The 23,300-nt window shown below is 63.9% G+C and carries 19 protein-coding genes and 1 pseudogene; 12 read left to right on the forward strand and 8 right to left on the reverse strand.

The features are described 5' to 3' along the window. Window positions 1–95 precede the first annotated feature (95 nt). The 3 genes from iolE to htpX all read left to right on the forward strand — a co-directional run bounded on the left by iolE (window position 96) and on the right by htpX (window position 3,078). Window positions 96–1,001 (forward strand): myo-inosose-2 dehydratase, encoded by a 906-nt coding sequence (iolE, locus tag ACOHWE_RS13835; RefSeq protein ID WP_420667194.1) that lies wholly within the window; start codon window positions 96–98, stop codon window positions 999–1,001. Window positions 1,002–1,029: 28 nt separating this feature from the next. Further along, the gene (gene iolB, locus ACOHWE_RS13840) at window positions 1,030–1,836 is read left to right on the forward strand and encodes a 5-deoxy-glucuronate isomerase (RefSeq protein ID WP_420667195.1); all 807 of its coding nucleotides are present in this window, start codon (window positions 1,030–1,032) and stop codon (window positions 1,834–1,836) included. Between the two features lie 318 nt (window positions 1,837–2,154). Beyond that, window positions 2,155–3,078, forward strand: coding sequence for a zinc metalloprotease HtpX (htpX, locus tag ACOHWE_RS13845; protein WP_420667196.1), 924 nt, complete (start codon window positions 2,155–2,157; stop codon window positions 3,076–3,078). Between the two features lie 140 nt (window positions 3,079–3,218). Here the strand turns inward: htpX and ACOHWE_RS13850 are convergent, their stop codons facing one another. Continuing rightward, entirely contained in the window at window positions 3,219–3,674 is a 456-nt protein-coding gene (locus ACOHWE_RS13850; protein WP_420667197.1) for a MerR family transcriptional regulator, read from the reverse strand. Between the two features lie 89 nt (window positions 3,675–3,763). Between ACOHWE_RS13850 and ACOHWE_RS13855 the strand changes: the two are divergent. From ACOHWE_RS13855 to ACOHWE_RS13890, 7 genes and pseudogenes are all read left to right on the forward strand, one after another. Beyond that, window positions 3,764–3,955 (forward strand): annotated as a pseudogene (locus tag ACOHWE_RS13855) (mercury(II) reductase); the annotation flags it as partial. Window positions 3,956–3,959: 4 nt separating this feature from the next. Continuing rightward, window positions 3,960–4,322, forward strand: a complete 363-nt coding sequence (locus ACOHWE_RS13860) for a hypothetical protein (RefSeq protein ID WP_420667198.1) — start codon at window positions 3,960–3,962, stop codon at window positions 4,320–4,322. A gap of 47 nt (window positions 4,323–4,369) precedes the next feature. Further along, window positions 4,370–5,743: an FAD-dependent oxidoreductase gene (locus ACOHWE_RS20145; RefSeq protein WP_475682158.1), complete on the forward strand. Its 1,374-nt coding sequence runs from the start codon at window positions 4,370–4,372 to the stop codon at window positions 5,741–5,743. A gap of 479 nt (window positions 5,744–6,222) precedes the next feature. Further along, window positions 6,223–7,428: an aromatic ring-hydroxylating oxygenase subunit alpha gene (locus ACOHWE_RS13875; RefSeq protein WP_420667200.1), complete on the forward strand. Its 1,206-nt coding sequence runs from the start codon at window positions 6,223–6,225 to the stop codon at window positions 7,426–7,428. 58 nt (window positions 7,429–7,486) lie between these two features. Then, window positions 7,487–8,344, forward strand: a complete 858-nt coding sequence (locus tag ACOHWE_RS13880; protein WP_420667202.1) for an ABC transporter permease — start codon at window positions 7,487–7,489, stop codon at window positions 8,342–8,344. Beyond that, window positions 8,341–9,174, forward strand: a complete 834-nt coding sequence (locus ACOHWE_RS13885) for an ABC transporter permease (protein ID WP_420667204.1) — start codon at window positions 8,341–8,343, stop codon at window positions 9,172–9,174. The genes ACOHWE_RS13880 and ACOHWE_RS13885 overlap by 4 nt, the downstream gene beginning before the upstream one ends. Window position 9,175: 1 nt before the next feature. Beyond that, window positions 9,176–10,279, forward strand: coding sequence for an ABC transporter ATP-binding protein (locus tag ACOHWE_RS13890; RefSeq protein ID WP_420667206.1), 1,104 nt, complete (start codon window positions 9,176–9,178; stop codon window positions 10,277–10,279). A 103-nt stretch (window positions 10,280–10,382) separates the two neighbouring features. Here ACOHWE_RS13890 and ACOHWE_RS13895 read toward each other — a convergent pair whose 3' ends face one another. Continuing rightward, window positions 10,383–11,444: an extracellular solute-binding protein gene (locus ACOHWE_RS13895; protein ID WP_420667208.1), complete on the reverse strand. Its 1,062-nt coding sequence runs from the start codon at window positions 11,442–11,444 to the stop codon at window positions 10,383–10,385. 166 nt (window positions 11,445–11,610) lie between these two features. Between ACOHWE_RS13895 and ACOHWE_RS13900 the strand changes: the two genes are divergently transcribed. Further along, on the forward strand, window positions 11,611–13,650 hold the full coding sequence (locus ACOHWE_RS13900) for an oxidoreductase (protein ID WP_420667210.1): 2,040 nt from the start codon (window positions 11,611–11,613) through the stop codon (window positions 13,648–13,650). Window positions 13,651–13,897: 247 nt separating this feature from the next. On the opposite strand, the gene ACOHWE_RS13905 is transcribed toward ACOHWE_RS13900, so the two are convergent. From ACOHWE_RS13905 to ACOHWE_RS13920, 4 genes are read right to left on the reverse strand one after another with little or no spacing between them, the layout of a single operon-like run. After that, on the reverse strand, window positions 13,898–15,277 hold the full coding sequence (locus ACOHWE_RS13905) for an aminotransferase (RefSeq protein ID WP_420667211.1): 1,380 nt from the start codon (window positions 15,275–15,277) through the stop codon (window positions 13,898–13,900). 18 nt (window positions 15,278–15,295) lie between these two features. Then, window positions 15,296–16,474, reverse strand: a complete 1,179-nt coding sequence (locus ACOHWE_RS13910; protein ID WP_420667212.1) for an aminomethyl transferase family protein — start codon at window positions 16,472–16,474, stop codon at window positions 15,296–15,298. Beyond that, a complete protein-coding gene (locus ACOHWE_RS13915) occupies window positions 16,474–18,045 on the reverse strand; it encodes a phytoene desaturase family protein (protein WP_420667213.1) in 1,572 nt (523 codons plus the stop codon). The genes ACOHWE_RS13910 and ACOHWE_RS13915 overlap by 1 nt, the downstream gene beginning before the upstream one ends. A 10-nt stretch (window positions 18,046–18,055) precedes the next feature. Further along, the gene (locus ACOHWE_RS13920; RefSeq protein ID WP_420667215.1) at window positions 18,056–19,693 is read right to left on the reverse strand and encodes a phytoene desaturase family protein; all 1,638 of its coding nucleotides are present in this window, start codon (window positions 19,691–19,693) and stop codon (window positions 18,056–18,058) included. A gap of 149 nt (window positions 19,694–19,842) precedes the next feature. Between ACOHWE_RS13920 and ACOHWE_RS13925 the strand changes: the two genes are divergently transcribed. Further along, window positions 19,843–20,499 (forward strand): TetR family transcriptional regulator C-terminal domain-containing protein, encoded by a 657-nt coding sequence (locus ACOHWE_RS13925; protein ID WP_420667217.1) that lies wholly within the window; start codon window positions 19,843–19,845, stop codon window positions 20,497–20,499. 31 nt (window positions 20,500–20,530) lie between these two features. Here the strand turns inward: ACOHWE_RS13925 and ACOHWE_RS13930 are convergent, their stop codons facing one another. Both ACOHWE_RS13930 and ACOHWE_RS13935 read right to left on the reverse strand, forming a co-directional pair. Next, a complete protein-coding gene (locus ACOHWE_RS13930; RefSeq protein ID WP_420667218.1) occupies window positions 20,531–21,214 on the reverse strand; it encodes a hypothetical protein in 684 nt (227 codons plus the stop codon). Window positions 21,215–21,368: 154 nt separating this feature from the next. Next, window positions 21,369–23,075, reverse strand: coding sequence for an OFA family MFS transporter (locus ACOHWE_RS13935; RefSeq protein ID WP_420667219.1), 1,707 nt, complete (start codon window positions 23,073–23,075; stop codon window positions 21,369–21,371). Window positions 23,076–23,300 lie beyond the last annotated feature (225 nt).

Genomic DNA, 23,300 nt, shown 5'->3' on the forward strand with positions numbered 1-23,300 from the left:
GGTTCCCGCCCCCGGGGTGTCTTCTCCCGCGCCCCGGGGCCCCATTTGTATGTGACACCAGGCGCAAGACGCGCCGCAGCAGAAAGACACCCCCAATGAGCGTCAAGATCGGCATTTCCCCCATCGCCTGGCAGAACGACGACCTGCCGGATCTGACCGCAGCCTTCACCATGGAGCAGGCACTGAGCGAGGCGCGCGGGATCGGCTATACTGGCGTCGAACGCGGCCGCCGCATGCCGCAGGACACCGAGGGCCTTCGGAAATATCTGAATGAATACGGCATTTCTCTCTGCGGCGGCTGGTGCTCCGGCAGCCTGCTGGTGAACGACGTGGAGGCCGAGAAGGCCGCGATCCGCGAACAGGTGGAACAATTCGCCGCCCTCGGCGCACCCTGCCTGGTCTATGCGGAATGTTCGAACACCGTGCAGGGCGATCGTGCGACGCCCGTGAACAACCGCCCCAAGCTGAGCCGCGAAGAGGTCCATGGCTATGCCTTGAAACTCTCGGAGCTGGCGAAGTGGATGACGGATAAGGGGCTGCCCTTGGCCTACCACCACCACATGGGCGCCTTCATCGAGGATCAGGAGGATATCGACTGGCTGATGGAGGCCAGCAGCCCGGAGGTGACGCTGCTCTATGACACCGGACACCTGGTGTTTGGCGGTGGTGATCTCCTCGGGACGCTCGACAAATGGGGGGACCGCATCCGCCACGTGCATTACAAGGATTTGCGGGCGGAGATTGCGGCGCAGGCACGGGCGGAGAACTGGTCCTTTCTCGATGCAGTGATCGCGGGCGCCTTCACGGTTCCGGGCGATGCCGAGGGCTCGATCGACTTTGCTGCGGTGACTGAAAAGCTGAAAGGGATGGACTACACCGGCTGGATCGTGGTTGAGGCCGAACAGGACCCGGCCAAGGTTTCGCCCTATGAAGCCTCGAAGCTGGGCTACCAAACCATCCGGGATCTGTGCAGCCGCTACGGGCTGGCGGTAGAGGCTTGAAACTGTTGCGAGAACCAGGAGGCAGGGCATGAGCGACTTGCTGAGAAAACCCTTCGGCACCCACGGCGAGGTGCATCGCATCACCCCTGAAAGCGCAGGCTGGCGTTACGTGGGCTTTGCCCTGCACCGCCTGCGGCCGGGCGACACGGTGGCGGAGGCAACCGGGGACCGCGAGGTGATCCTGGTGATGGTCGAAGGCAAGGCCAAGTTTACTGGCGCCGGCCGGGACTGGGGCGAGCTGGGCGAGCGGATGAACGTCTTCGAGAAGACCCCGCCGCATTGCCTCTATCTGCCGAACGGCACGGAGTGGAAGGCAGAGGCCACCACCGATTGCACCATCGCCGTCTGCTCCGCCCCGGGCAAGGGCGGCCACGCGGCGCGCCGGATCGGGCCGGAGGGCATCACCCTCACCGAGCGCGGCAAGGGCAGCAACACCCGCTACATCAACAACATCGCGATGGAAGCGGAGGACTACTGCGACAGCCTGCTGGTGACCGAGGTCTTCACCCCCGCGGGCCACTGGTCGTCTTACCCAAGCCACCGCCACGACGAGGACGACTTCCCCCGGATCACCTATTTGGAGGAGACCTATTACCACCGCCTGAACCCGGCGAACGGCTTTGGCATCCAGCGGGTCTACACCGACGACGGCCAGCTCGATGAGACGATGGCAGTGGCCGATGGCGACGTGGTGCTGGTGCCGCGCGGCCACCACCCTTGCGGCGCGCCTTACGGATTTGAGATGTACTACCTCAACGTGATGGCCGGGCCGCTGAGGAAATGGCGCTTCGTCGCCGCACCGGAGGTCGAATGGATCCTGGAGCGGGACGCCTGAATTGTGGGCCAGCGTGCTTTGAGCATGGCAGGCACAGTGCAAGGCCATGCTCCGGTTGCAGCTTCTGGAAACCACCAGCTGGGACCAAGCATCTGGAGGGCCCCGCTTTTCTTAGAAGCCTTCGCGCTTCGCTCTCTGCTGCCGTTCGAACGTGATTTTGCCAGTCTAGGCCATTCGGCATGAACGGCCCTGAGCGCTGTTCAGTCACGGCTTCCAGAATGTCCGGTTTACCGGTGCGCGTGCCGCCGCATTCTTGCACAGCTCCGCGGCCTCCCCATATTTCCCTCAGTACCCTGATGTGCAGTTTGGGAGGCTAGGATGGGCTATGTGAAGACAGCGATGCTGATGGCAGCGATGACTGCGCTCTTCACGGGCGTGGGCTATCTGATCGGCGGCTCCGGCGGCGCGGTGATTGCGCTTGCCGTCGCGGCGGCAATGAACGCCTTCACCTGGTGGAACTCGGACCGCCTGGTCCTGCGCATGCACAATGCCCAGCCGGTGCCCCCCGGCGACCGGATGGGCCTTCACGCCTTGACCGCCAAGCTTGCGCGGAATGCGAACCTTCCCGTGCCCAAGGTCTATCTGATCGACACGCCGCAGCCCAATGCCTTTGCCACCGGCCGCAATCCCGCAAATGCCGCTGTCGCGGTGACCTCTGGCCTCGTGCGCAGCCTGTCGCGGGAGGAACTGGCCGGAGTAGTCGCCCACGAGTTGGCACATATCCGCAACCACGACACCGCGATCATGACCGTCACTGCGACCTTCGCCGGGGCGATTTCGATGCTGGCCAATTTCGCGCTCTTTTTCGGCGGATCGCGGGAGCGGATGGGGCTCATCGGCACACTCCTGATGATGTTTCTCGCCCCCATGGCGGCGGCGCTGGTGCAAATGGCCATCAGCCGGACGCGGGAATATGCCGCCGACAAAGCTGGAGCCGAGATCTGCGGCCAGCCGCTTTGGCTGGCCTCGGCGCTGGAGAAGATTGCCTTGGGCGCCGCCCGGATCGACAACCACGCGGCCGAGCGCAACCCGGCGACAGCACATATGTTCATCATCAACCCGCTGCACGCGCATAAGCACGACAATCTCTTCGCGACGCATCCCGCGACCGAGAACCGGGTGGCCGCGCTTCGGGCAATGGCGGCGCAGCACGGAAGCGCCTCGAGCCCCGCCGGCCGGCCCGGTCACCAGAGTGCCGCTTCCCAGGCTCGGAGACGCGGTCAAGCCGGGCCTTGGGGTTAAACACGCTCTTGCCCTGTCTGTTTAGCCGAGTGGCGATCAAAGGAGGCTTCCCGCGGGGCGGGCTTTTGAACGGCCACCTCGGTCGGTGACCGGCCGTTTTCGTTGGGGCTGACCTTGGCTGCACCTCGCTTAGACGGCAGCTATTCGGTGCCCTCTACTGCCGGCTTTGACGCTGCAGGCCCCTCACTGAGAACATCAAGCAGCGGGCAGTCAGGTGTGTCGCCGCCGGAGCACCGCGAGACGGTATCCGAGAGAATGGTCTCGATTGCCTGGAGATCGCGGATCTTGGCACGGACGACATCGAGATGATGCCGGCCCATCCGCTCGACCTCGGCGCAGGTGTGGCTGCCGCGGCCGACCAGTGAGAGCAGGCCGCGAGTTTCCTCCATGGTAAAGCCGAGATCGCGTGCCCGCATCACGAAGTTCAGCCGCTCGACATGGGCCGTCCCGTAGCGGCGGTGGCCGGACGAAGTGCGCGGCGGGTCGGGCATCAGGCCAACGCTCTCGTAGTAGCGGATCGTCTCGAGATTGCAGCCGGTGAGCCGGGCAAGGTCGGAGCGCTTCAGGCCGCTCGCGGGGGTATTATCGCCTGCCATCAGATATCCTCTTGAACCTGTAGCTGCTGCAGACCCTATCTTGCCGGTTACCACTACGCAACGGGGCAAAAACGATGACAACAGATAGGATCGGAACGCAGTTCCCCGCCCCCGAGGGCGCAGACAGCGTTCAGACGGCAGCGATGGCGCTGAGGGCGGGGCTCACCTACGAGGAGCCGGGTATCACGATCATGCTTTACCTCACGACGGTCGAGGGACTGAAGCTTGCCGCCCGGACCTTCGAGAAGGACGTGGCCGCGCTCGGCTGCTGCGCCGGGTAGCGCCATGAGCGAAAGACCTAAGCGCGATCTCCTCGGCTCAACCCGCAGCACCGTCCTCGCGTGGTGGCTGCCCATCGGCGCAATGGTTCTGGCGATCCCGCTGCCCGATGGTTCCAAGATGGTCATCTGGCTGCTAGCATTGGCTTGGATGGGCGGCGCCTGCCTGCTGAACGCCCGGCGCTGCGGCCGTGTGCACTGCCGCTACACCGGGCCCTTCCTGCTGGCGATGACGCTGCCAGTGCTGGGCCACGGCACCGGCCTAGTGCCGCTGGGCGAAGAGGGCTGGCTTTGGCTCGGTCTCGCGACCGGCGGCGGCACCGCAGCGATCTGGTGGCTGAGCGAGCGCATAAGGGGCCGATACCGCTGAAAGCGGGAACCGGTCACAATCCGAAAAGCATGAGGCAAGGAGCAGAGATGACTGACACGCTCGATTTAATCGTCATCGGCGCCGGCATGGCCGGGATCAACGCCGCGAAAAAGTGCAGCAAGGCCGGCTGGTCCGTCGCTATTGTCGACGAGCTGCCCTATGGCGGCACCTGCGCGCTCAGGGGCTGCGACCCCAAGAAGATGCTGCGTGCCGGCGCCGAAGCGGTGGAGGCCGCGCGCCGGCTTTCCGGCAAGGGAGTCAGCGGCGCGGCCCGGATCGACTGGCCTGCGCTGATGCGGCACAAGGAGAGCTTCACGGGCCCGGTGCCGGAGAACATGGAGGCCGGGCTGAGGGAGGCCGGAGTGCAGACGCTGCACGGCCGCGCCCGCTTCACCGCCGGGGACCGGATCGAAATCGACGGCCACGGCGGGATCGCCTTCCGCCACGCGCTGATCGCCACCGGAGCCAGGCCGCGGGTGCTGGAAGCCCCCGGCGCCGAGCGGCTGATCGACAGCACCGGGTTCTTGAAACTCAAGGATCTGCCCCAACGGATCGTCTTTGTCGGCGGCGGCTACATCTCCTTTAAGTTCGCGCATATCGCGGCCCGGGCGGGGGCACAGGTGACGATCCTCGACCGCGGCGCGCGGCAATTGAAGAAGTTCGACCCCGACCTCGTCGGCATGCTGACAGAGCGCAGCCGCGCCGCCGGGATTGAGATCGTGGCCGAGGCTGCGCTTGAGCAGATCGAGGATGCGGATGGGGCGCACCGCGTGGTCTACCGGAAGGCCGGGGAGAGCCACACCATTGAGGCCGATCTCGTCGTTCACGGAGCGGGCCGGGTGCCCGCCATCGGCCATCTCGACCTCGCCGCTGCCGGCATCGAAGCCGAGAACGGCGGCGTGAAGGTGACGCCCTGGCTGCAATCACCGTCGAACCCGCGCATCTACGCCGCTGGTGACGCCGCCGCCTCGGCCGGCAAGCCGCTGACCCCGGTGGCGGTCTTCGAAGGCAAGATCGCCGCCTCGAACATGCTGAAAGAAAAAGCGCACCGAACCGGACTACACCGGCGTGCCGAGCGTGGTCTTCACCATTCCGGAGCTTGCACGGGTCGGCCTGCTCGAGGAGGAAGCGCGCGACAGGGGCGAGGTCGAGGTGAGCTTCACCGATACTTCGGGCTGGTTCTCGCAAAAGCGTCTCGGCGAAAGTCACGCCGGTGCGAAGATCATCACCGGCAAGGATGGCCAAATCCTCGGCGCGCACATGTTCGGCCCGGATTACGGCGAACTGATCAACGTCTTCTCTCTGGCGATCAAGCTGGGACTGACGGCGGCCCAGGTGAAGTCGATGCCGGCGGCCTACCCGACGGTGGCGTCCGATCTCGGATCGATGTTCTGATGGAGGCGCGGCCTTTCGCAACTTAATGCTCCGGCGCCGGCATAGGGCCAGTCGTGCCGCTCAGCCCGGGACATGGTCGCGGTATGCCGCGGGCGCAGCGGAATTGACCCGGCTGGCGGTCTTGTGTTGCTTGCCGCGGTCTAGCGGCCTGATGTGATGCCCCTAGGCCGCGGTCGCCACGCTACGGTGCAGGGGGGGGCGGGTCGACCCCAATGCACCGATGGCTGCGGCGTACCCAGCGTCAGGGAAGCGCAGCGAGCCGGCTGTGCGGAGCTGCATAGATTGCCCCGCCATGATTCCTGCGGGCGATCCGTTCGCCGTAGTTTTTAAGGCACCTCATCTTCGCCTCGGCCCGTCAGTTCGCTGCGATCCCAATCCTCCGTTTTCTTAAACATAACAGCTGACCGCATCAGTGGGGGGAGGATCACAGTACCGCGTGAAATATTTTATTTGAGCGCTCAAACAAGGAATGCTATTGGTTCTTGCCAGAGGGAAGGAGACCCAGATGAAGGACGACGTGCTGTTTCAGTCTGATCCCAGGGCGGGCCGAACCGGATTGCCCGCGTGGAGCTATACCAATCCGGAGCTTCTGGAGGAGGAAAAGGAGCTTTTGTTCCGGCGGCACTGGCAATTGGTTTGCCATGTGAACGACGTGCCGGAACCCGGTGATTTCATGGCCGCGGATTTCACCGGCGAGCGGGCGCTGGTGGTGCGGGGAAAAGATGGCCGTGTGCGTGCCTTTCACAATCTGTGCCGCCACCGCGGCAGCCGGGTCGTGGCAGAGAACAAGGGCCATTGCAAAAACGCCATTATCTGCCCGTTCCACGGCTGGGCTTTCAATCTGGACGGCACCCTGCGCGGTGCGGCCCGGCCCGAGACGCTGCCGGACCTTGATCCGGTGGAATGGGGCCTGAAGCCGGTAGAGATGGACATCTGGCACGGGTTTGTCTTTGTCCGCTTCAAGCCTGGGCCGCAGCCTGCCGTGTCCGAAGTGATGGCGCAGTTCGAAGAAGAGCTGGCCCCTTATGGCCTGGCGGAGCTGCTCCCCGACGGAAACGGGATCAGCATCACTGAGATTGCCGCCAACTGGAAATGCGTCCGAGATGTCGACAACGAGGGCTATCATGTGCCGCTGGCGCACCCCGGCCTGCATGACCTGTTCGGCGGCCACTACGAGGACCAGCCGTTCAGGAATGGCGCCTCGCGGTCTTTTGGCGGCTTTCGTCCCGGTGACGGCCGGCTGTGGAGCGTGCGCAACTACAAGAAGCTGCTGCCAAAGGCCGAAGCGCTGGACGAGGAACATCAGGCAGCCTGGCTCTACCTGGGGGTCTTTCCCAACCTGGTGTTCGGGATCTATCCGGACTCGGTGATCTTCTACCACGAATTTCCGGTGGAAAACGGCCGAACCATCCAGCGCGCCGCCTGCTACAAGCGCCCGGCAGAGGACCGGCAGCTGCGCGCCGCCCGCTACCTCAGCGGACGGATCGACCGGATCACCTCGAAAGAGGATGAACAGCTGATCGAATGGTGCTGGGAAGCGGCCTTTTCCAGCGGCTATGATGGTGTGATCCTGTCGGATCTGGAGCACGGTGTGCGCAGTTACCACGACGAGCTGCGCAAGCTGTTCCCGGTTTTGGATTATGACGAGCCGGAGCCAGGGCAGCTGATGGTCCGCAACGCAGTACTTCTTGCGCAGCAGGGCGGCGCATGATTGCAAGCGCCGCCAAGGTTTTGGCGGCGCCTCCCAAACGGGGCAGGAGGAGCCAGGGATGCTAACCGGAGAGAGGCGCCAGGGCCTCGTGCTGATCAGCCCGACTTTGCTTTATTCGCTGCTTATGCTGGCCGCACCGCTGGTGATGGTGACGGCCTTCAGCTTCTGGACCCAGGACTATCTGGAGCTCGATACCACCTTCACCCTGAACAACTACCGCGAAGCCTGGACCAAGCCGATCTACCGCGCCTTGCTGCTGCGTTCGCTGAAGATCTCGCTGATCGTCACACTGGTGACCGTGGCGCTGGCGTTTCCGATCGCCTATTACCTGTCCTTTCACGTCAAACAGCGCAAGGCGCTGTGGCTGTTCCTGATCACCGTGCCGTTCTGGACCAGCTATCTGCTGCGGGTGTTCCTGTGGAAGGTGATCCTCGGCTACAACGGCGTGCTGAACACCGCATTTACCGGGTTGGGCATCATCGACGAGCCGCTGACCTTCCTGCTGTACAATGCCAACGCCGTGGTGCTGACCCTGGCGCATGCCTGGGCGCCTTTTGCGATCCTGCCGATTTTCGTGGCTCTGGAGAAAATCGACCGCTCGCTGCTGGAGGCCGCAGAGGACCTTGGCGACGGGCCGGTGCGGCGGTTCTTCCGCATCACCCTGCCGCTGGCAATGCCCGGCGTCATTGCCTCCACCCTGATCGTGCTGATCCCGACCATCGGCGATTTCATCACTCCGAAGCTGGTCGGCGGCACGGACGGGCTGATGATCGCAAATATGATCCAGATACAATTCGGCAAAGCGAACAATGCGCCGCTCGGGGCTGCGCTGGCGATCACTTCGATGCTGATCGTGGCCAGTATCAGCGCGGTGATTTTCCTCGTCGGCAAACGGTTTGGAGGCAAGGTGCAATGAAACCCGCCCTGAAAACGCTTTCGGCCAAGTGGCTGGCAGTCTACGCGGTTGCCTACATGGTGTTCCTGTATGCGCCGGTGATCCTTCTGCCGATGTTCGCCTTCAACGATGCCACTATCATCTCCTTTCCCCTGAGCGGCTTCACGACACAGTGGTTCGAGGTGCTGTGGCAGACCGAAGCGCTGCATGGCGCGGTGCGGAATTCGCTGATCGTCGGCCTGTCTTCGGCGGTGCTGAGCACCATCCTCGGCGCCTGCGCGGCGCGGGCTGCAGCGCGCTACCGGTTTCCCGCCAAACGCGGCATCATGAGCTTCATCATGCTGCCCCTTGTCCTGCCGGAGATCATCGTGGCGGTGGCCCTGCTGGTTCTGCTGATGCAGCTGGGCATGCCGCTGTCGCTGGCCACCGTGGTTCTGGGGCACGTGCTGATCTGCACGCCGTTTGCCATCGCCATTCTGAGCTCAGCCTTTCAGGGGCTGGACCAGAGCCTGGAGGAAGCCTCCTATGACCTGGGCGAAGGCCGCTGGGGCACTTTCCGCCGCGTGGTTCTGCCCCTGGTCATGCCGGGCATCGTGTCCAGCCTGCTGATCACCTTCACCATTTCGCTGGATGAGTTCATCATCGCCTTCTTCTTGACCGGAACGGAGGTCACGCTGCCAGTCTACATCTGGAGCCAGCTACGCTTCCCTGGCAAGCTGCCGTCGGTGATGGCGCTGGGGACCATCCTGCTGGTTCTGTCCGTCCTGCTCCTGATCCTGGCCGAGTGGTTCCGCCGCCGCGCCGCGCGGAATCAGGGTCTCGAAGCAACAGCCACCGGAGGATTTGCCTGACATGGCCAGCCCATCTCCCAAACCCATCATCGACCTTGCGGGCGTCACCAAGTCCTTCGGAAGCTTCCAGGCTTTGAAAGGCATCGATGCAACCATCCACGAGGGCGAGTTCTTTTCGCTGCTGGGTCCCTCGGGCTGCGGCAAGACAACCCTGCTGCGGATGATCGCGGGGTTCGAGGCGCCCACGGAGGGCACCATCGTGATCGCAGGCCAGGACATGGCAGGTGTTCCCGCCAACCGCCGCCCCACAAATATGGTGTTCCAGTCCTATGCGATCTTTCCGCATCTGAGCGTGGCGGAGAACGTCGGCTATGGGTTGAAAACCCGAAGGCTGCCCAAGGCGGAGATCGCCCGCGAAGTGGAGCAGGCGCTCCGGATGGTGGATCTGGGCGGGCTGGGCGCCCGTGCGGCGCATGAGCTGTCGGGCGGCCAGCGCCAGCGGGTTGCGCTTGCCCGGGCACTGGTGATGAAGCCCAAGGTGGTGCTGCTGGATGAGCCGCTGTCGGCGCTCGACAAGAAGCTGCGCGACCAGATGCAGGTGGAGCTCCGCCAGCTGCAGCAACGGCTCGGCATTACCTTCATTCTGGTGACCCACGACCAGGAGGAGGCGCTGACCATGTCGGACCGCATTGCGGTAATGTTCGATGGCCGCATCGCCCAGCTGGCCACACCAGAGGAGCTGTACCGGCGTCCGGTGGACCGGCGCGTGGCCTCTTTCATTGGGGTGATGAATTTTCTCGACGCCCGCGCCACCGGACGGATGAACGGCCATCTGGCGCTCGACATCCCGGCGCTGGGCAGTATCGACTTGCCGTCGGCGCTGGTGCCAGAGGGACTGGATCTGCGGAATCTCGAAACCATCGGCATCCGTCCGGAGATGCTGACCATCCTGTTTGACGGAAGCGAGCAGACCGAGCACGTCGCCAGGGGCGAGGTGACGGGTACCGCCTATTATGGCGACATGACCTATTACAGCGTGCGCCTGCCCGGCCACGCCGAGGATGTAACCATCTCGATGCGCAACACCGCAGGCCGGTCCATCGTGCCGCCGGGCAGCGAGGTGCCGGTGGGGTGGGGGGCGGATTCCATCGTGCTGTTCCAATAGGCCGGGCCGCCGCGGCCCGCGGCCTTCATAAAAAGCACTGGCAAACAGGAAAACGCCCCGCCACACCGGCGGGGCGTTTCGTCACTGATGGCAGCGGCGGTTTTCAGAACCCGGCCTTGATCAGTTCGAATTCAGCGATCATTTTTTCGCGCAGCGCCGATGGCACCGGTGCCTGCCACAGGGTCTTGGCGCGCAGGCTTTCGCTGCTTTCGAGCCCCATCGCCGCCAGATCAGCGGCGTTCATCTCTGCCATCGCCTTGGCGTTGCCGTGACCATAGCCCCAGCTGTTCACGAGGTAATTCGCGGTCTTCGGCTCCAGCCAGGCGTTAATGAAATCATAGAACTTGTCCTCCGACCCGGGCCCATCGGCCAGCTTTGCATAGCCGCACACCCAGCTGGACGCACCTTCCTCTGTGTCGCGCTTGATTGCAATCGGGTGGCCTTCATAGGTCATCGTCGAATAGGTCTCGTTCCAGGCCCAGGCGAGATAGACCTCGCCGCTCTGCATCAGCTGGGCCAGCGAGGCGCCGTCGGACCAGTAGGTGCGCACATTCTGATGCACCGCGCGCAGGAATTCGGAGGCCGCCTGGAATTGCGCGTCCGTCGCGTTGGTCCAGTCCGTGACGCCTGTTGCCAGGAACCCCAGCGCATAGGCGTCATCCACGTTGTCCCCGATGGAGATCCGCCCCTGGTGCTTGGGGTCCGCAAAGACCTGCAGGCTGGCGACGTCCTCATCGCTCAGGTGCTCAGTGTGATAAGTGACTGCGGTGTTGCCCCAATCTGCCGGGATGAAGTAGCTCTGGCCATCCTTAGTATAGGCTTCAATGTCGCGGAAACTTGGCTCCAGCTCGTCCCAGCGCTCGATCTTGGAGGTGTCGAGCGGCGCCAGCAGCCCGGCCTCGATCCACTTCGGTACCGATTGTGAACAGGGGTGTACTACGTCGGCGCGGAACCCCGAGCGCAGTTTCTGGAAGGCTTCTTCCTCATCGCCGAAGAAAGCAAAGGTCGGACCGTCCCCGTGCTCTGCGATGTAGGCAGAGAAGAACTCCGGATCCTCGTAACCGGCCCAGTCGAATACGGTCAGTTCCGCATCGGCGGCCAGGCCCGCGCCAGCCTGAAGGGACAGGACCATGCCAAGCGCCGTGGCTGTTTTCAAGATTTTCATGAACGTCTCCCTGTTGCCGCGGCCCTTTTCCCCCGCGCTTTACCCTCTCAGGCACAGGTCCGGCCGTGATAGGAAAAGGTTAGGAGGGAAACCGGCTTGACACAAGAATTATTTGAGCGCTCAATTAAACTGTGGGCTGAGGCCGGCCTCTTGTAGGGTAAAACTGATGCGCGATCCCCGCCATGACATCCTGTTCCAACCGGTGAAAATCGGACCCGTAGAGGCGAAGAACCGGTTTTATCAGGTGCCGCATTGCGCGGGCATGGGCTGGCGCCGTCCGCGCACCGTGGCGGCCATGCGGGGGATGAAGGCCGAAGGCGGCTGGGGCGTTGTGAACACCGAGTTCTGCTCGATCCATCCGACTTCGGACAACGACTATTACCCCTATGCCGCGCTGTGGGATGAGGACGACATCCGCGCCAACCGGCTGATGACCGACGCAGTGCACGAACACGGCGCGCTGGCCGGGGTGGAGCTGTGGATCGGCGGCGGCATGGTCACCAATTTCGGCACCCGCCTGGCGCCCCTGGGCCTGCGCAACCGGCCGCAGACCGATGCTACCGTCCTGCATCCCGGACAGGCGCGCAAAATAGACCGCGAGGACATCCGCAGCATCCGGAAATGGCACCGTGATGCCGCGTTGCGCGCGGTCGAGGCCGGGTTTGATATCGTCTACGTTTATGCCACCCACGGCTACCTGCTGTCGGAGTTCCTCGACCCGGTGAACAACACCCGCAGCGATGAATACGGCGGAAGCCTGGAAAACCGGGTGCGGCTGGTGCGCGAGCTGATCGAGGAAACCAGGGATGCCGTCGGCCACAAATGCGCCGTCGCCACCCGCTTCAGCGTCGGGCTGGAGAATGCCGAAAGCTACGACGCCTTTGCCATGCTGGCAGAGCTGCCGGACCTTTGGGATCTGGTAGTGCCGGATTACGGCGTGGAGATGGGGGCCAGCCGTTTTGTGAAGGAGGCCTCCTTTACCGGTAGCATCGCGCAAGCAAAATCGCTGACCTCGAAACCGGTGGTGGCGGTGGGGCGGTACACTTCGCCCGACACCATGGCGCAGGTGATCCGCCAGGGCGGGCAGGACCTGATCGGCGCGGCGCGGCCGTCGATTGCCGATCCATTCCTGCCCAGGAAGATCGAGGAAGGCCGCAGCGAAGACATCCGCGAATGCATCGGCTGCAACATCTGCTATGCGCATGACTCGCTGGGGGTGCCGCTGCGCTGCACCCAGAACCCGACCATGGGGGAGGAATGGCGTCAGAGCTGGCATCCTGAAAAAGCCGGGCGCAGCGACGCGCCGGAGAAGGTACTGGTGGTTGGGGCTGGCCCTGCCGGGCTGGAGGCGGCCCGGGTTCTGGGCGAACGCGGCCATTCGGTGATGCTGGCAGAGGCCAGCCGGACCCTGGGCGGGCGTGTCACCCGCGAATCCCGCTTGCCGGGGATGAGCGAATGGGCCCGTGTCCGGGACTGGCGGATCGGACAGATCGCAAAACTGCCAAATGTGGAGGTTTTCCCGGAAAGCCCGCTGGAAGCTGCCGATGTCCTGGACCTTGGCGTCTCCCATGTGATTGCCGCCACCGGCGCGGTCTGGGCAACGGATACCATCGGCCGCCATTCCGATACCGGGCTGGAGGAGGAAGTGCCCGGCATGGTCATTTCGGCGGAAACCGTGCTGAACGGCGATGCGCTCAACGCGGATCACGTGGTGATCTACGATGACGATCACTACTACCTCGGCTCGGTCCTGGCGCTGCAGCTTCGCAAGGACGGGCACCGGGTCTCTCTCGTGACGCCCGCAGGCCGCCCCTGCGACTGGGGGCAGTGGACCACCGAGGTCTACCAGTCCAATGCTGCCCTGATCGAGGCTGGCGTATCGGTCTTGCCTAACCGCATGCTGGTTGCCGCGCAGAAGGGAGAGGCCGTGCTGTCCTGCATGTTCTCAAACACCCGCAGCACCCTTGCCTGCGATGCCATCATTCCGCTCACCCGCCGCCTGCCGGTGCTGGGGCTTTACGAGGGTCTTACGGCGATGAGAGGCGGGCTGAGGGAAGCGGGAATTAAATCCCTGATCCGTATCGGCGACGCCGAAGCCCCGCATATCATCGCCGCCGCCGTGCAAAGCGGCTACCGCGCGGCAATGGATCTGGGGCAGGACGTGGACCTTGCGAAAAAATACGGACGCCGCGAACACACCGTCTAAGGGCGCAATACGGACGCGCGGCCCTCAGAGGATACCGGTTTCCCGGCAATGGCCGCGGAACGGTACACTCATCCATGAGGACCGGTGGCAGGGGTAAAAAGCGCGCGTCTTGAACAGGCGTGATGGCTGTCACATGCCGGAACGGTCTGCCGCCATGACAGCCACAGACCCAAAAAAGAACGGGCGCCCGAACCCTCTTGGCGCCCGTCATTCGGGAAGGGGGACGGAATCCCGTGCCCGCGCCGCTTCACGCTGCCAGCTGTGCTTCGACCTGCTGGATGGCACGTTCCAGGATGCCGAACATCTCGTCGATCTGGTCCAGGGTGATGATCAGCGGTGGCGAGAACACCGCCATATTAATCAGCGGACGGACGATCAGGCCCATTTCCTCGCAGGCGGCATCAATCATCGACCCCAGCCTGCGTTCGGCCTCCAGATCCGCCGCCTGGCACTCGATGCAGCCCAGCAGGCCCTCGCCGCGCGCATCACCTACGATATCGAACCTCATCAGATCACGCAGACGGGCCTGGAAATGCGGGGTGACCGCGCGGACGTGTTCCAGAATGCCTTCGCGTTCGATGATCTCTATGCTCTTCAAGGCGGCAACACAGGCGACCGGATGGCCCGAGTATGTGTACCCATTGGTAAAGGAGGACGGGGTGCCCAGGTGGCTCATCTGCTCCATCACCCGGTCGGAAATGATGCAGGCCCCAAGCGGCAGATAGCCGGAGGTCAGCCCCTTGGCGCAGGTGATCATGTCCGGCTGAATGCCAAAGACCTCCTCAGAGGCGAACCAGTGGCCAAGGCGGCCAAATCCGGTCACCACCTCGTCGGAGATATAAAGGATGTCATTGGCGCGGCACAGCTCCCACGTCCGTTTGTGATAGCCCGGTGCCGGCACGATGACACCGCCGGACGACAGGATCGGCTCCGCGATGAAAGCGCCGATGTTCTCCGCACCGATGCCGGTGATTGCGGTTTCCAGATCCGCGACCTTGGCATCGCACCAGTCCTCTACGCTCATGCCGGCGGGCCGGCGGTAGGGGTTCACGTCGGGCAGGAAATGCACCAGCCGGGTCTCAAAATCGAAATGGCTCTGGTCGCGTTCCTTGCCGGTTACCGAATGGGCAAGATAGGTGGAGCCATGATAGCCCTTCTCGCGGGCGATGATCTTCTTCTTGCTGGGCGTGCCCCGGCGGTTGTTCATGTACTGCATGGTGCGCAGCGCCGTATCCACCGCGGTGGAGCCGCCGGTGGTGAAGAAGACGTTGTTCAAGTCCCCGGGCGCCATGTCCGCAATCTTCTTGGCCAGCAGCGCCGATGGCTCGGTGGTGTTGGTGAAGGGGGAGGTATAGGGCAGCTTCATCACCTGCGCGGCGATGGCATCGGCCATTTCCTGGCGGCCATAGCCAATCTGGGTGCACCACATGCCCCCCGGGCCGTCGATATAGCGTTTGCCGGCGCCGTCCCACAGATGGATGCCGTCGGCGGTCTCCATCAGCATATTGTCGTAGCCGCGCCAGTCGTCCATCGCCATCCAGGGATGCAGCTGATGAATGCGGTCCCACTCGTGCAGGGTGTCCGGGCTCGGTTCATTTGCGAAGGTGTTCGGTTTCATCTTGGTCATGGGAGTACCTGATCCGGTTCAGAACGGGCGCGGCGGGGTCTCCCGCGCGCGGCTGTTGTTGAAGAAGGGCTTGTCCTCAATGGTGACGGGCACCAGCCGCTTGTCCCATTGGCCCTCCTCGTTGACATAGATTTCGGCCCACAGGTCATCGGTGATGGCCCCGCCGAAGGGCGCCTTGAACTCGGCCAGCGCGATGTTGCGCTTGGTGGTGGGGGACCAGGCGCCAGAGGTTACGTGCCCCACCTCTTTCTTCTTCTTGTGGTAGATCAGGGCGCCATCCGCGGGTTTGAAACCGCCGATATCGATCTTGCGCAGGTGGTAGCGCAGCCCGGTTTCCTGCTGTTTCAGCAATGCGCGGCGGCCGTTGAAATGGCCTTTGGTGAAATCCACCATCTTGCCAAAGCCCAGTTCCAGCGGGCTGCGGCCGCGGCCCAGGCGCATGGCCGCGTGCACCGGCTGGAAATCAAAGCCGGCCGCGACGAAACCGGCCTCGATGCGGCAGATGTTGAGAGCGTCAAAGCCGATCGCCTTCAGCCCCCAGTGGTTGCCTGCCGCCCACAGCCTGTCCCACAGCTCCAGCGCCTTGCCGTTCGGAACCCAGAGCTCATAACCCAAGTCGCCGGTGAACCCCGTGCGGGACACCCAGAGATCCGGCTCGATCTCGCGCCAGTCGAAGGGCTTCATGTCTGCCACCGCGCCGAGCCCCGCGTCCTGCAGCAGCGAAAACGAGGTCGGCCCTTGCAGCGAAAGCGCCGCGATGTCCTGGCTTTCGTCGGTGATCGCCGCGTCAAAGCCCCAGGCTGCGTCGAGCAGCCAGGTGTACATCGGCTCCTGGCAACACAGGCGGAAATCACTTTCCGAGTAGCGGAACAGGGTGCCGTCGTCGATCACCATGCCTTCTTCGTCGCACCACAGGACATAACCGACCCGCCCGTCGCGCAGCTTGGCGGCGTTGCGGGTCACCAGGCGGTTCACCACCTTCAGCGCGTCCGGCCCGGCGATGCGGTATTTGTGCATCGGCGAGATGTCGAACAGGGTGGTCTGGTTGCGGATGGCGAAATATTCGAACTCCACCGTATCCAGCGCCGCGGGGGAGGCATAGCCCGCCCAATTGGTCCAGCTCCTGGCGGTACTGAGCGCCTCCAGCCGCGGCTGGAACGGGGTTTCGATCAGGCCAATGGGCACATGTTTGGTCATCAGAGAACCCCGTCTTTCAGCAGTTGCAGTGCGCTGTTGCGGCCGGCCAGCCCGGTCACGTCACCGCCCGGATGGGCGCCCGCGCCGCAGAGGTAGTAGCCCTCCGGCCCGAACCGGTAATGCGCCATGCCGTTGGCGGGCCGCACCGTCAGGATCTGGTCGATGCCCATCTCCGCATGGTGCCAATGGCCACCCGGCGCGCCCGTGCGCGCCTCGATGCAGGCGGGGCTGAGCACCTGGCATTCCGTGACCAGCGCGCCGGTGCCGGGCGCGTATTTCTCCAGAGTGGAGATTGTGATCGCGGCGAGCTTTTCACGGGCGGTCTTATCCCAGCCCCCCGCAAGACCGTAGGGGACGGAGCTGACCACGGCTGACAGCACATGCTGCCCGTCTTTGGCCAGTTCCGGGTCGGTCAGGCTGGGGATCACCACCTCGATTACCGGGTTTTCCGGCGTCTCGCCGTATTTTGCCGGGTTGAAGGCGCGCTCCACGTAGGTGGCGCTGGGGGCGATCAGCAGCCGGCCCGCGCTAAGCCCGGCGCTGAGACCGGTGAACACTGGCGCGCCGCTCAGGATCAGGTTGACCTTGGCCGCCGTGCCCTTGCAGCGCTGGTTGCGCATCCTCCGCACCGCTTCCACGTCGTAATGCTCTGCCCCCGCCAGCATCATCGCCGGCATCGGGCCGGTGTTGCTCAGCACGGCACGGGCGGAAACCTCGGAGCCGTCCTCCAGCACCACCCCCGCCGCGCGGTCGTTGTCGGTCAATACCTGGACTACGCCGGTGCCGGTGCGGATTTCGGCCCCGGCGGCGCGGGCTGCGGCTTCAAAAGCTGCTGAGACCGCGCCCATGCCGCCCATTGGCAGCTGCGCGCCGCCGCCCTGTCCCAGACGGTACATCAGGCTGAAAACGGTCCCCGGCGAGCGCGGCCCGGCATAGGCGCCGCGCACCGCATCCGCCGCCAGCGCTCCGGCCAGCGGGCCGTCTTCCAGATCGTCCAGGATCAGGTCATAGGCGTTGGACAGAAGCACGCGGAGAAACTCGCGCATGTCCTTCTTGCCCATCCGCTTGAGATCCAGCCCCAGCTTGGCCAGTCCGGCAAGTTCCGTGACACCGTTCAAGCTGGCCAGACCGCCCTCAAGCGAGGGCGGGGATTTGGTTGAAAGCTGCCCCAACAGACGCGCAAACAGGGTCAGACGGCGCATCAGTTCACCAAAGGCTCCTGCTTCGGGGTGGGGCCGGCCGTCTGTCAGTTCTGCCTTGCCGGCGCGGATCACCGCGTGATTGCCGTCTTCGGACAGCGAGACGGCCGGCAGGTCCCGCACCTCCAGCGGCGCACGGGCAGTGCCAAGGCCCAGCTCTTTCTTCACCTTGGGGTGCAGGTTGTAGAGCAGATGCGCGATCTCCGGCACCTCTATCCCGCCGGCGAGCGTGGTATTCCGGGCCATGCCGCCGACAGTTGCGTTCTTTTCGATCACGCAGACCGATTTTCCCTTGCGGGCCAGGGTTGCAGCCGCGGCCAGCCCGTTGTGGCCGGCGCCGATGACAATTGCGTCGTAGGTTGGTGTGGTCATCAGTCGCTCCTCAGGCCGCATAGCCGGTCATGTTGCCGCTCCGGCCGATGTTGCGCAGGATTTCCCTGGCCGCATTGGCGCCAGGCGCGGCCATCACGCCGCCGCCCGGATGCGCTGAGGAGCCGACGATATACATGCCGTCAATCGGGGTGTCGTATTGCGCATACCCCGGCACCGGACGGTTGAAGAGCAGCTGGTCAAAGGTCAGCTCGCCCTGGAAGATGTTGCCTTCGGTCAGGCCCACCTCCTGCTCGATGTCCCAAGGAGTGCGGACCTCGGCGTGCACAGTCTTGCTGCGGATGTCGGGGCAGGCCTGCTCAAGCTTGTCGAAGACGCATTCGGCAAAGGCCCCACGGGTCTGGCCGTTCCAGTTGGTGCCAGCACGCACGCCGCCCACCTCCAGGTCATAGGGCGCGTATTGCACGAAGACGGTCATCATGTGCTTGCCCGGCGGTGCCATGGTCGGGTCGATCTGGCTGGGGATCAGCATGTCGAAATAGGGATTTTGCGACCAGCGCCCCTCCTTCCAGTCGTCATAGGCGCGTTCCAGTTCCGTCAGGCTTTCGGCGCAATGCAGATCGCCGCGCAGGAAGGGGGCGCCCTTGGGGGCGGCGGGGAACTCTGGCAGCGCATCCAGCGCGATGTTCAGCTTGCCGGAGGAGCCGCGGATCTTGAACCGTTTGACCGCCTTCACGAAGTCGCCGGGCAGGTGCTGCTGGCCGGTGTGCTGCAGGAAGGTGCGTTTCACATCCATGTTGGAGGCCACGATGGGGGCGTGGTATTCGCCGCCATTGTCCAGCGCCACCCCGGTGACCCGTCCGTTGCTGACCAGAAAACGGTCGACGCCGGAGCCGGTGACGATGGTGCCGCCTGCTTCCTCGAAACAGGCGCCCAGCGCGTTGGAGATTGCGCCCATGCCGCCGCGGGCAAAACCCCAAGCCCCGATCGCGCCGTCCACATCGCCCATGTAGTGATGCAGCAGCACATAGGCGGTGCCGGGTGAATAGACGCCCAGTCCGGTGCCGATGATCCCGGCGCCCGCGATATGCGCCTTGATCAGGTCATTCTCGAAATGCTCATCCAGGAAATCGCCAATCGACATCGACCAGAAACGCTGCGTCTCGCCCAGCTCCTTCTTGCCCAGCCCGTGCGCCTGCTTGATCAGGAACAGCAGCTCGCCAATGTCGCGCGGCTTCAGCGAGGTTGGGTCCGGCGCGCTGCGCAGCAGGAACGGCCGGATGAAACGGCACTGGCGGATCACCGTCTGGCTGAAGCGGTCATAGGCGTCGGCATCGCGGGTGCTGTGGCGGGAAATTTCCCGGCGCAGGGCATCATGGTCCGACATATAGGCAAAGTAATCGCCGCCGCTGCCAAAGCTGGCGCCGCCTTCGTAAGGGATCACCTGCAGCCCGTATTTCGGCAGCTCCAGGTCGCGCACGATCTCGCGGCGCAACAGCGAGCAGACATAAGAGCAGTTGGAGTAGGTCCAGCCTTCATGCAGTGACCGGCTCACCGCGGCGCCGCCGATCCAATCGTTCTTTTCCACCACCAGAACCTTCAGCCCGGCTTTGGCCAGGTAGCAGGCCGCGGTCAGGCCGTTGTGCCCGGCCCCCGCCACGATGGCGTCATATCTGTCGTGCTGCCCCATGAATCTCTCCTGGTCCGGCTGTGGTTAACCGGAGCCTAGAGAAGAAGATTTTTCCGGTAAAGTTTTTTTGAGCGCTTAAATAAAAATAATCGGGCTGACAGGCGTAGAGAAGTGTGGAACAAGGAGGAAAATTGAAGCTTGGATTTCTCATGGTGGCATCGCAGGGCAGCGGCAGGAAGCCGCGCAAGGAACGCAAGGAAAACGCCGACATGCGGCGGCGGCAAATTCTCGATGCGACGTTGAAATCTATTGTGGCCAACGGGCTGGCCAAGACGACGCTGGCGACGGTGGCAAATGAGGCCGGGCTGTCGCAGGGTGTTGCGGTCTTTTATTTCAAGTCCAAGACCGGCCTCCTGACCGAGGCGCTTCGCGATCAGTACCAGACTTATGAGGCCCACTGGCAGGCGGTGCTGGAAAAGGCGCCCGAGGATCCCGCGGCCCGGCTGCGCACGATCATCGAGGCTGATTTCAGCCCGAAGATCTGCAATTCCAGCACGCTCGCCATCTGGTTTGCATTCTTCGGAGAGCAGAATTTCGTCCCGCAATATGCCGAGATCACCGGCGAGTTCGAGGAGAAGAGGTCCAGGATGCTCAGCGAGATCTGCCACCAGCTTACACCGGAGGATCCCGGCAAGGCGGAAATGGCAGGCGGCTGGATAGACTCCCTGACAGACGGCTACTGGCAGAAGCTGCACTTGATCCCGCACATATACAACCGTGAAGAAGCGCTCGCGCAAACGCTGCATTTCCTGCAGAAACTGTTCCCCAGCCACGCGGAGGCGTTTCAGGTAAAGGCTAGCCTTTGAGCCGGCCAATTGCCCCGTAGGACCGGTAACCCTAACCCCTCAGCCCGCGCCTGCTTTCAATCAGGTCATCGCTCACTGAGTGATCGATGACCTCGTCCTTCTGGATCTCTTCAAGCAGGCTGCGCAGCTTCCTGCGCTTGCGGCGGGAGCGGATCTGCTCGGCCGAGATCTCGATCGGGCGTATACGAGAAACGTCACCGCCGTCGTCAAAGACGAACTCAAAGCAACGGCAGGCGGCGGCCAGGTCTCGGGCTTGACTGGTGGCGGCAATGGCGATCAGGCGAAGTGTACTGACATTGCGGGTGAAGTCCTCGGAGTTGAACTTGCGCTTAGCGCGGTCCAGCACGTCCTCGAAGGAACCAATATCCACATAGCTGCCACTCAGCATCGGGCCCTGCGCGGATATTCCATCGCTGGTGCCCTCCTCGGACTCCCACAGTTCGGCGCGGTCAATCACGCTGGCGGTGAACTTTTTGTCAGCGGTCTCGAATTCGGCCAGAACGTCCATCAGGAAGGCAGGTTCCGAGCCCATGTTGGAAATGACGCAGCGTCCTTTGAGCCCATGCGGGCCTTCGCCGCTGATCAGCAGGCTGGAACGGGTTTGCCGCTGGTAGCTCGACACGAAGACATGCAGGTAGGCAATCCAGACAAAAGCGGTCAGCAGGCTGACCACCAACTGTAAGGTGGCCGAGTTCTCCTGTATCCAGCTCCACATGATGTCCGCGCCTTTGTCCTGCGATGGCCGCGGCCTGCTTGTGCCGGGGCGGCCTTGTAAAGGTAACGGGGGAGCCGCACGATCGTTCCCATGCGGAGGGAGGGGGACGGGGATACTCCCGCCGCCGCAATAGGGTGCGGCGGCGGGGCAGGGCTTATTCAGCGGGCACCGCGCCTGCGCCGTGGGTGTTTTCCACGTGATGCTTCTCGCGCACCGGGCGGACCAGAAGGTTGGCGAAGAAGGCGATCACCAGCAGCGCCGCCATGCAATACATGGTGGTGTTGTAAAGCGTGGCGGTCGGATCCACGGTGCCGGCCGGGGCGATCTCCATCAGCTTGGCGATGGTCACCGTATTGGCCGCCACCAGCTCGTTGAGCTGCGCGACGGGCGCGCCAAACTTCGCGGCAAAGTCAGCCGGGTCGATCTGCGCCGCCAGATCGGCAATCGCGCCCTCCTTGGACAGGTTGCGCAGGTAGGTGATGGCGAAGGGGCCGAGCACGCCGGCCGCCGACCAGGCGGTGAGCAGGCGGCCGTGGATGCCGCCGACATGCATGGTGCCGAAGATATCCGCGAGATAGGCCGGGATGGTGGCAAAGCCGCCGCCGTACATGGTGAAGATGATCATCGTGGCGATGTAGAAGCCGACCAGCGCGGTGACGCCGCCCGACGCGGCCCAGAACGGAATCGTGCAGTAAAGAAGCGTGCCCAGCACAAAAAAGCAGTGGTAAGTGTTCTTGCGGCCGATGAAGTCCGAGGTTGAGGCCCAGAAGAACCGGCCCACCATGTTGAATACCGAGATCATCAGCACGTAGGTGCCTGCAAAGGCCGCGGTCACCAGGGCAAGGTCGCCGAAGATTTCGTTGATCATCGTCTTAGCCACACCGATCACGCCGATGCCTGCGGTCACGTTGAAGCACAGCACCACCCACAGCAGCCAGAACTGAGGCGTCTTCATCGCCTGGTCGATATGCACGTGGTTCTGGGTGACCATGCGCTTGGCCGAGGGTTTCGGCTCCCAGCCCTCGGGCTTCCAGCCTTCCCGCGGAACGCGGTACTGGAAGGCCGCCAGCACCATGACGCAGAAGTAGACAATGCCGAGGGTCAGAAAGGTGGCCGCGGCGCCGGTGTTGCCGGTGCCGACCACATAAACCCCGGCCTCGCCGCCGAATGCCGCTGCCTGCTGGGCGGAGGCGACTACCACCTCGACACTGCCCGCTGCGGTTTCCGCAAAACGGCGGCCGCCCTCGGTGATGAGCGTCACGGCACTTTCGGCGCCCAGGTAGTCGGGGGCTTTCTGGAAGGTGGACAGCAGCCACTGGTTCAGCGGCGCACCGATCATGGCGCCGCCGCCGAAGCCCATGATCGCCATGCCGGTGGCCATACCGCGGCGGTCCGGGAACCAGCGGATCAGGGTGGAGACCGGCGAGACGTAGCCCAGCCCGAGCCCGGCACCGCCGAGCACCCCGTAGCCGAGGTACACGAGCCACAGCTGATGGCTGGCGATGCCCAGCGAGCCCAGCACGAAGCCGCCGCCCCAGAGCGCCGCCGCCACCACGCCAACGTAGCGGGGCCCGACCTTCTCCAGCCACTTGCCGCCCACGGCCGCGGTCAGGCCAAGCACGACGATCGCGACCGAGAAGATCCACACCACCGAGGACAGCGACCAGTCGCCCGCGGCGGAGGCGGCGACTCCGAGCTCGCGGGTGAGGGGCGGATTGAACACCGACCAGGCGTAGACCGATCCGATGCACAGGTGGATGGCGATCGAGGCGGGCGGCACCCGCCAGCGGTTGAAGCCCTCCGGCGCGACGATGTTTTCCTTGCGCAGGAACCCCAGGGGCCCGGCTGCTGAGTGTGACATTGGCTTTCCTCCGAATTGCGCGGGGGCCTCCTCGCCCCCGGTTGCGCCGCCGTCTTTTGGTCTTGTCGCCTTTGGCCGGCAGCATGCCTTTTTCGGTTTGGACTTGGGTGCCGCTTGCGGTCAATAGTAATTATTGTTTTATATCAATCGCTTGAATGGCAATTGCTGCACCGCGGAAAGGTCGGAATGTCCCAAATTTCCCATCCCGCGGCAGGGCGGGAGGGA

The organism is Cribrihabitans neustonicus (assembly GCF_048820895.1).
GTDB lineage: Bacteria > Pseudomonadota > Alphaproteobacteria > Rhodobacterales > Rhodobacteraceae > Cribrihabitans_A > Cribrihabitans_A neustonicus.

Coding starts and splice junctions, on each gene's coding strand:
- iolE (WP_420667194.1), top strand. CDS start 96: ATGAGCGTCAAGATCGGCATTTCCCCCATCGCCTGGCAGAACGACGAC.
- iolB (WP_420667195.1), top strand. CDS start 1,030: ATGAGCGACTTGCTGAGAAAACCCTTCGGCACCCACGGCGAGGTGCAT.
- htpX (WP_420667196.1), top strand. CDS start 2,155: ATGGGCTATGTGAAGACAGCGATGCTGATGGCAGCGATGACTGCGCTC.
- ACOHWE_RS13850 (WP_420667197.1), bottom strand. CDS start 3,674: ATGGCAGGCGATAATACCCCCGCGAGCGGCCTGAAGCGCTCCGACCTT.
- ACOHWE_RS13860 (WP_420667198.1), top strand. CDS start 3,960: ATGAGCGAAAGACCTAAGCGCGATCTCCTCGGCTCAACCCGCAGCACC.
- ACOHWE_RS20145 (WP_475682158.1), top strand. CDS start 4,370: ATGACTGACACGCTCGATTTAATCGTCATCGGCGCCGGCATGGCCGGG.
- ACOHWE_RS13875 (WP_420667200.1), top strand. CDS start 6,223: ATGAAGGACGACGTGCTGTTTCAGTCTGATCCCAGGGCGGGCCGAACC.
- ACOHWE_RS13880 (WP_420667202.1), top strand. CDS start 7,487: ATGCTAACCGGAGAGAGGCGCCAGGGCCTCGTGCTGATCAGCCCGACT.
- ACOHWE_RS13885 (WP_420667204.1), top strand. CDS start 8,341: ATGAAACCCGCCCTGAAAACGCTTTCGGCCAAGTGGCTGGCAGTCTAC.
- ACOHWE_RS13890 (WP_420667206.1), top strand. CDS start 9,176: ATGGCCAGCCCATCTCCCAAACCCATCATCGACCTTGCGGGCGTCACC.
- ACOHWE_RS13895 (WP_420667208.1), bottom strand. CDS start 11,444: ATGAAAATCTTGAAAACAGCCACGGCGCTTGGCATGGTCCTGTCCCTT.
- ACOHWE_RS13900 (WP_420667210.1), top strand. CDS start 11,611: ATGCGCGATCCCCGCCATGACATCCTGTTCCAACCGGTGAAAATCGGA.
- ACOHWE_RS13905 (WP_420667211.1), bottom strand. CDS start 15,277: ATGACCAAGATGAAACCGAACACCTTCGCAAATGAACCGAGCCCGGAC.
- ACOHWE_RS13910 (WP_420667212.1), bottom strand. CDS start 16,474: ATGACCAAACATGTGCCCATTGGCCTGATCGAAACCCCGTTCCAGCCG.
- ACOHWE_RS13915 (WP_420667213.1), bottom strand. CDS start 18,045: ATGACCACACCAACCTACGACGCAATTGTCATCGGCGCCGGCCACAAC.
- ACOHWE_RS13920 (WP_420667215.1), bottom strand. CDS start 19,693: ATGGGGCAGCACGACAGATATGACGCCATCGTGGCGGGGGCCGGGCAC.
- ACOHWE_RS13925 (WP_420667217.1), top strand. CDS start 19,843: ATGGTGGCATCGCAGGGCAGCGGCAGGAAGCCGCGCAAGGAACGCAAG.
- ACOHWE_RS13930 (WP_420667218.1), bottom strand. CDS start 21,214: ATGTGGAGCTGGATACAGGAGAACTCGGCCACCTTACAGTTGGTGGTC.
- ACOHWE_RS13935 (WP_420667219.1), bottom strand. CDS start 23,075: ATGTCACACTCAGCAGCCGGGCCCCTGGGGTTCCTGCGCAAGGAAAAC.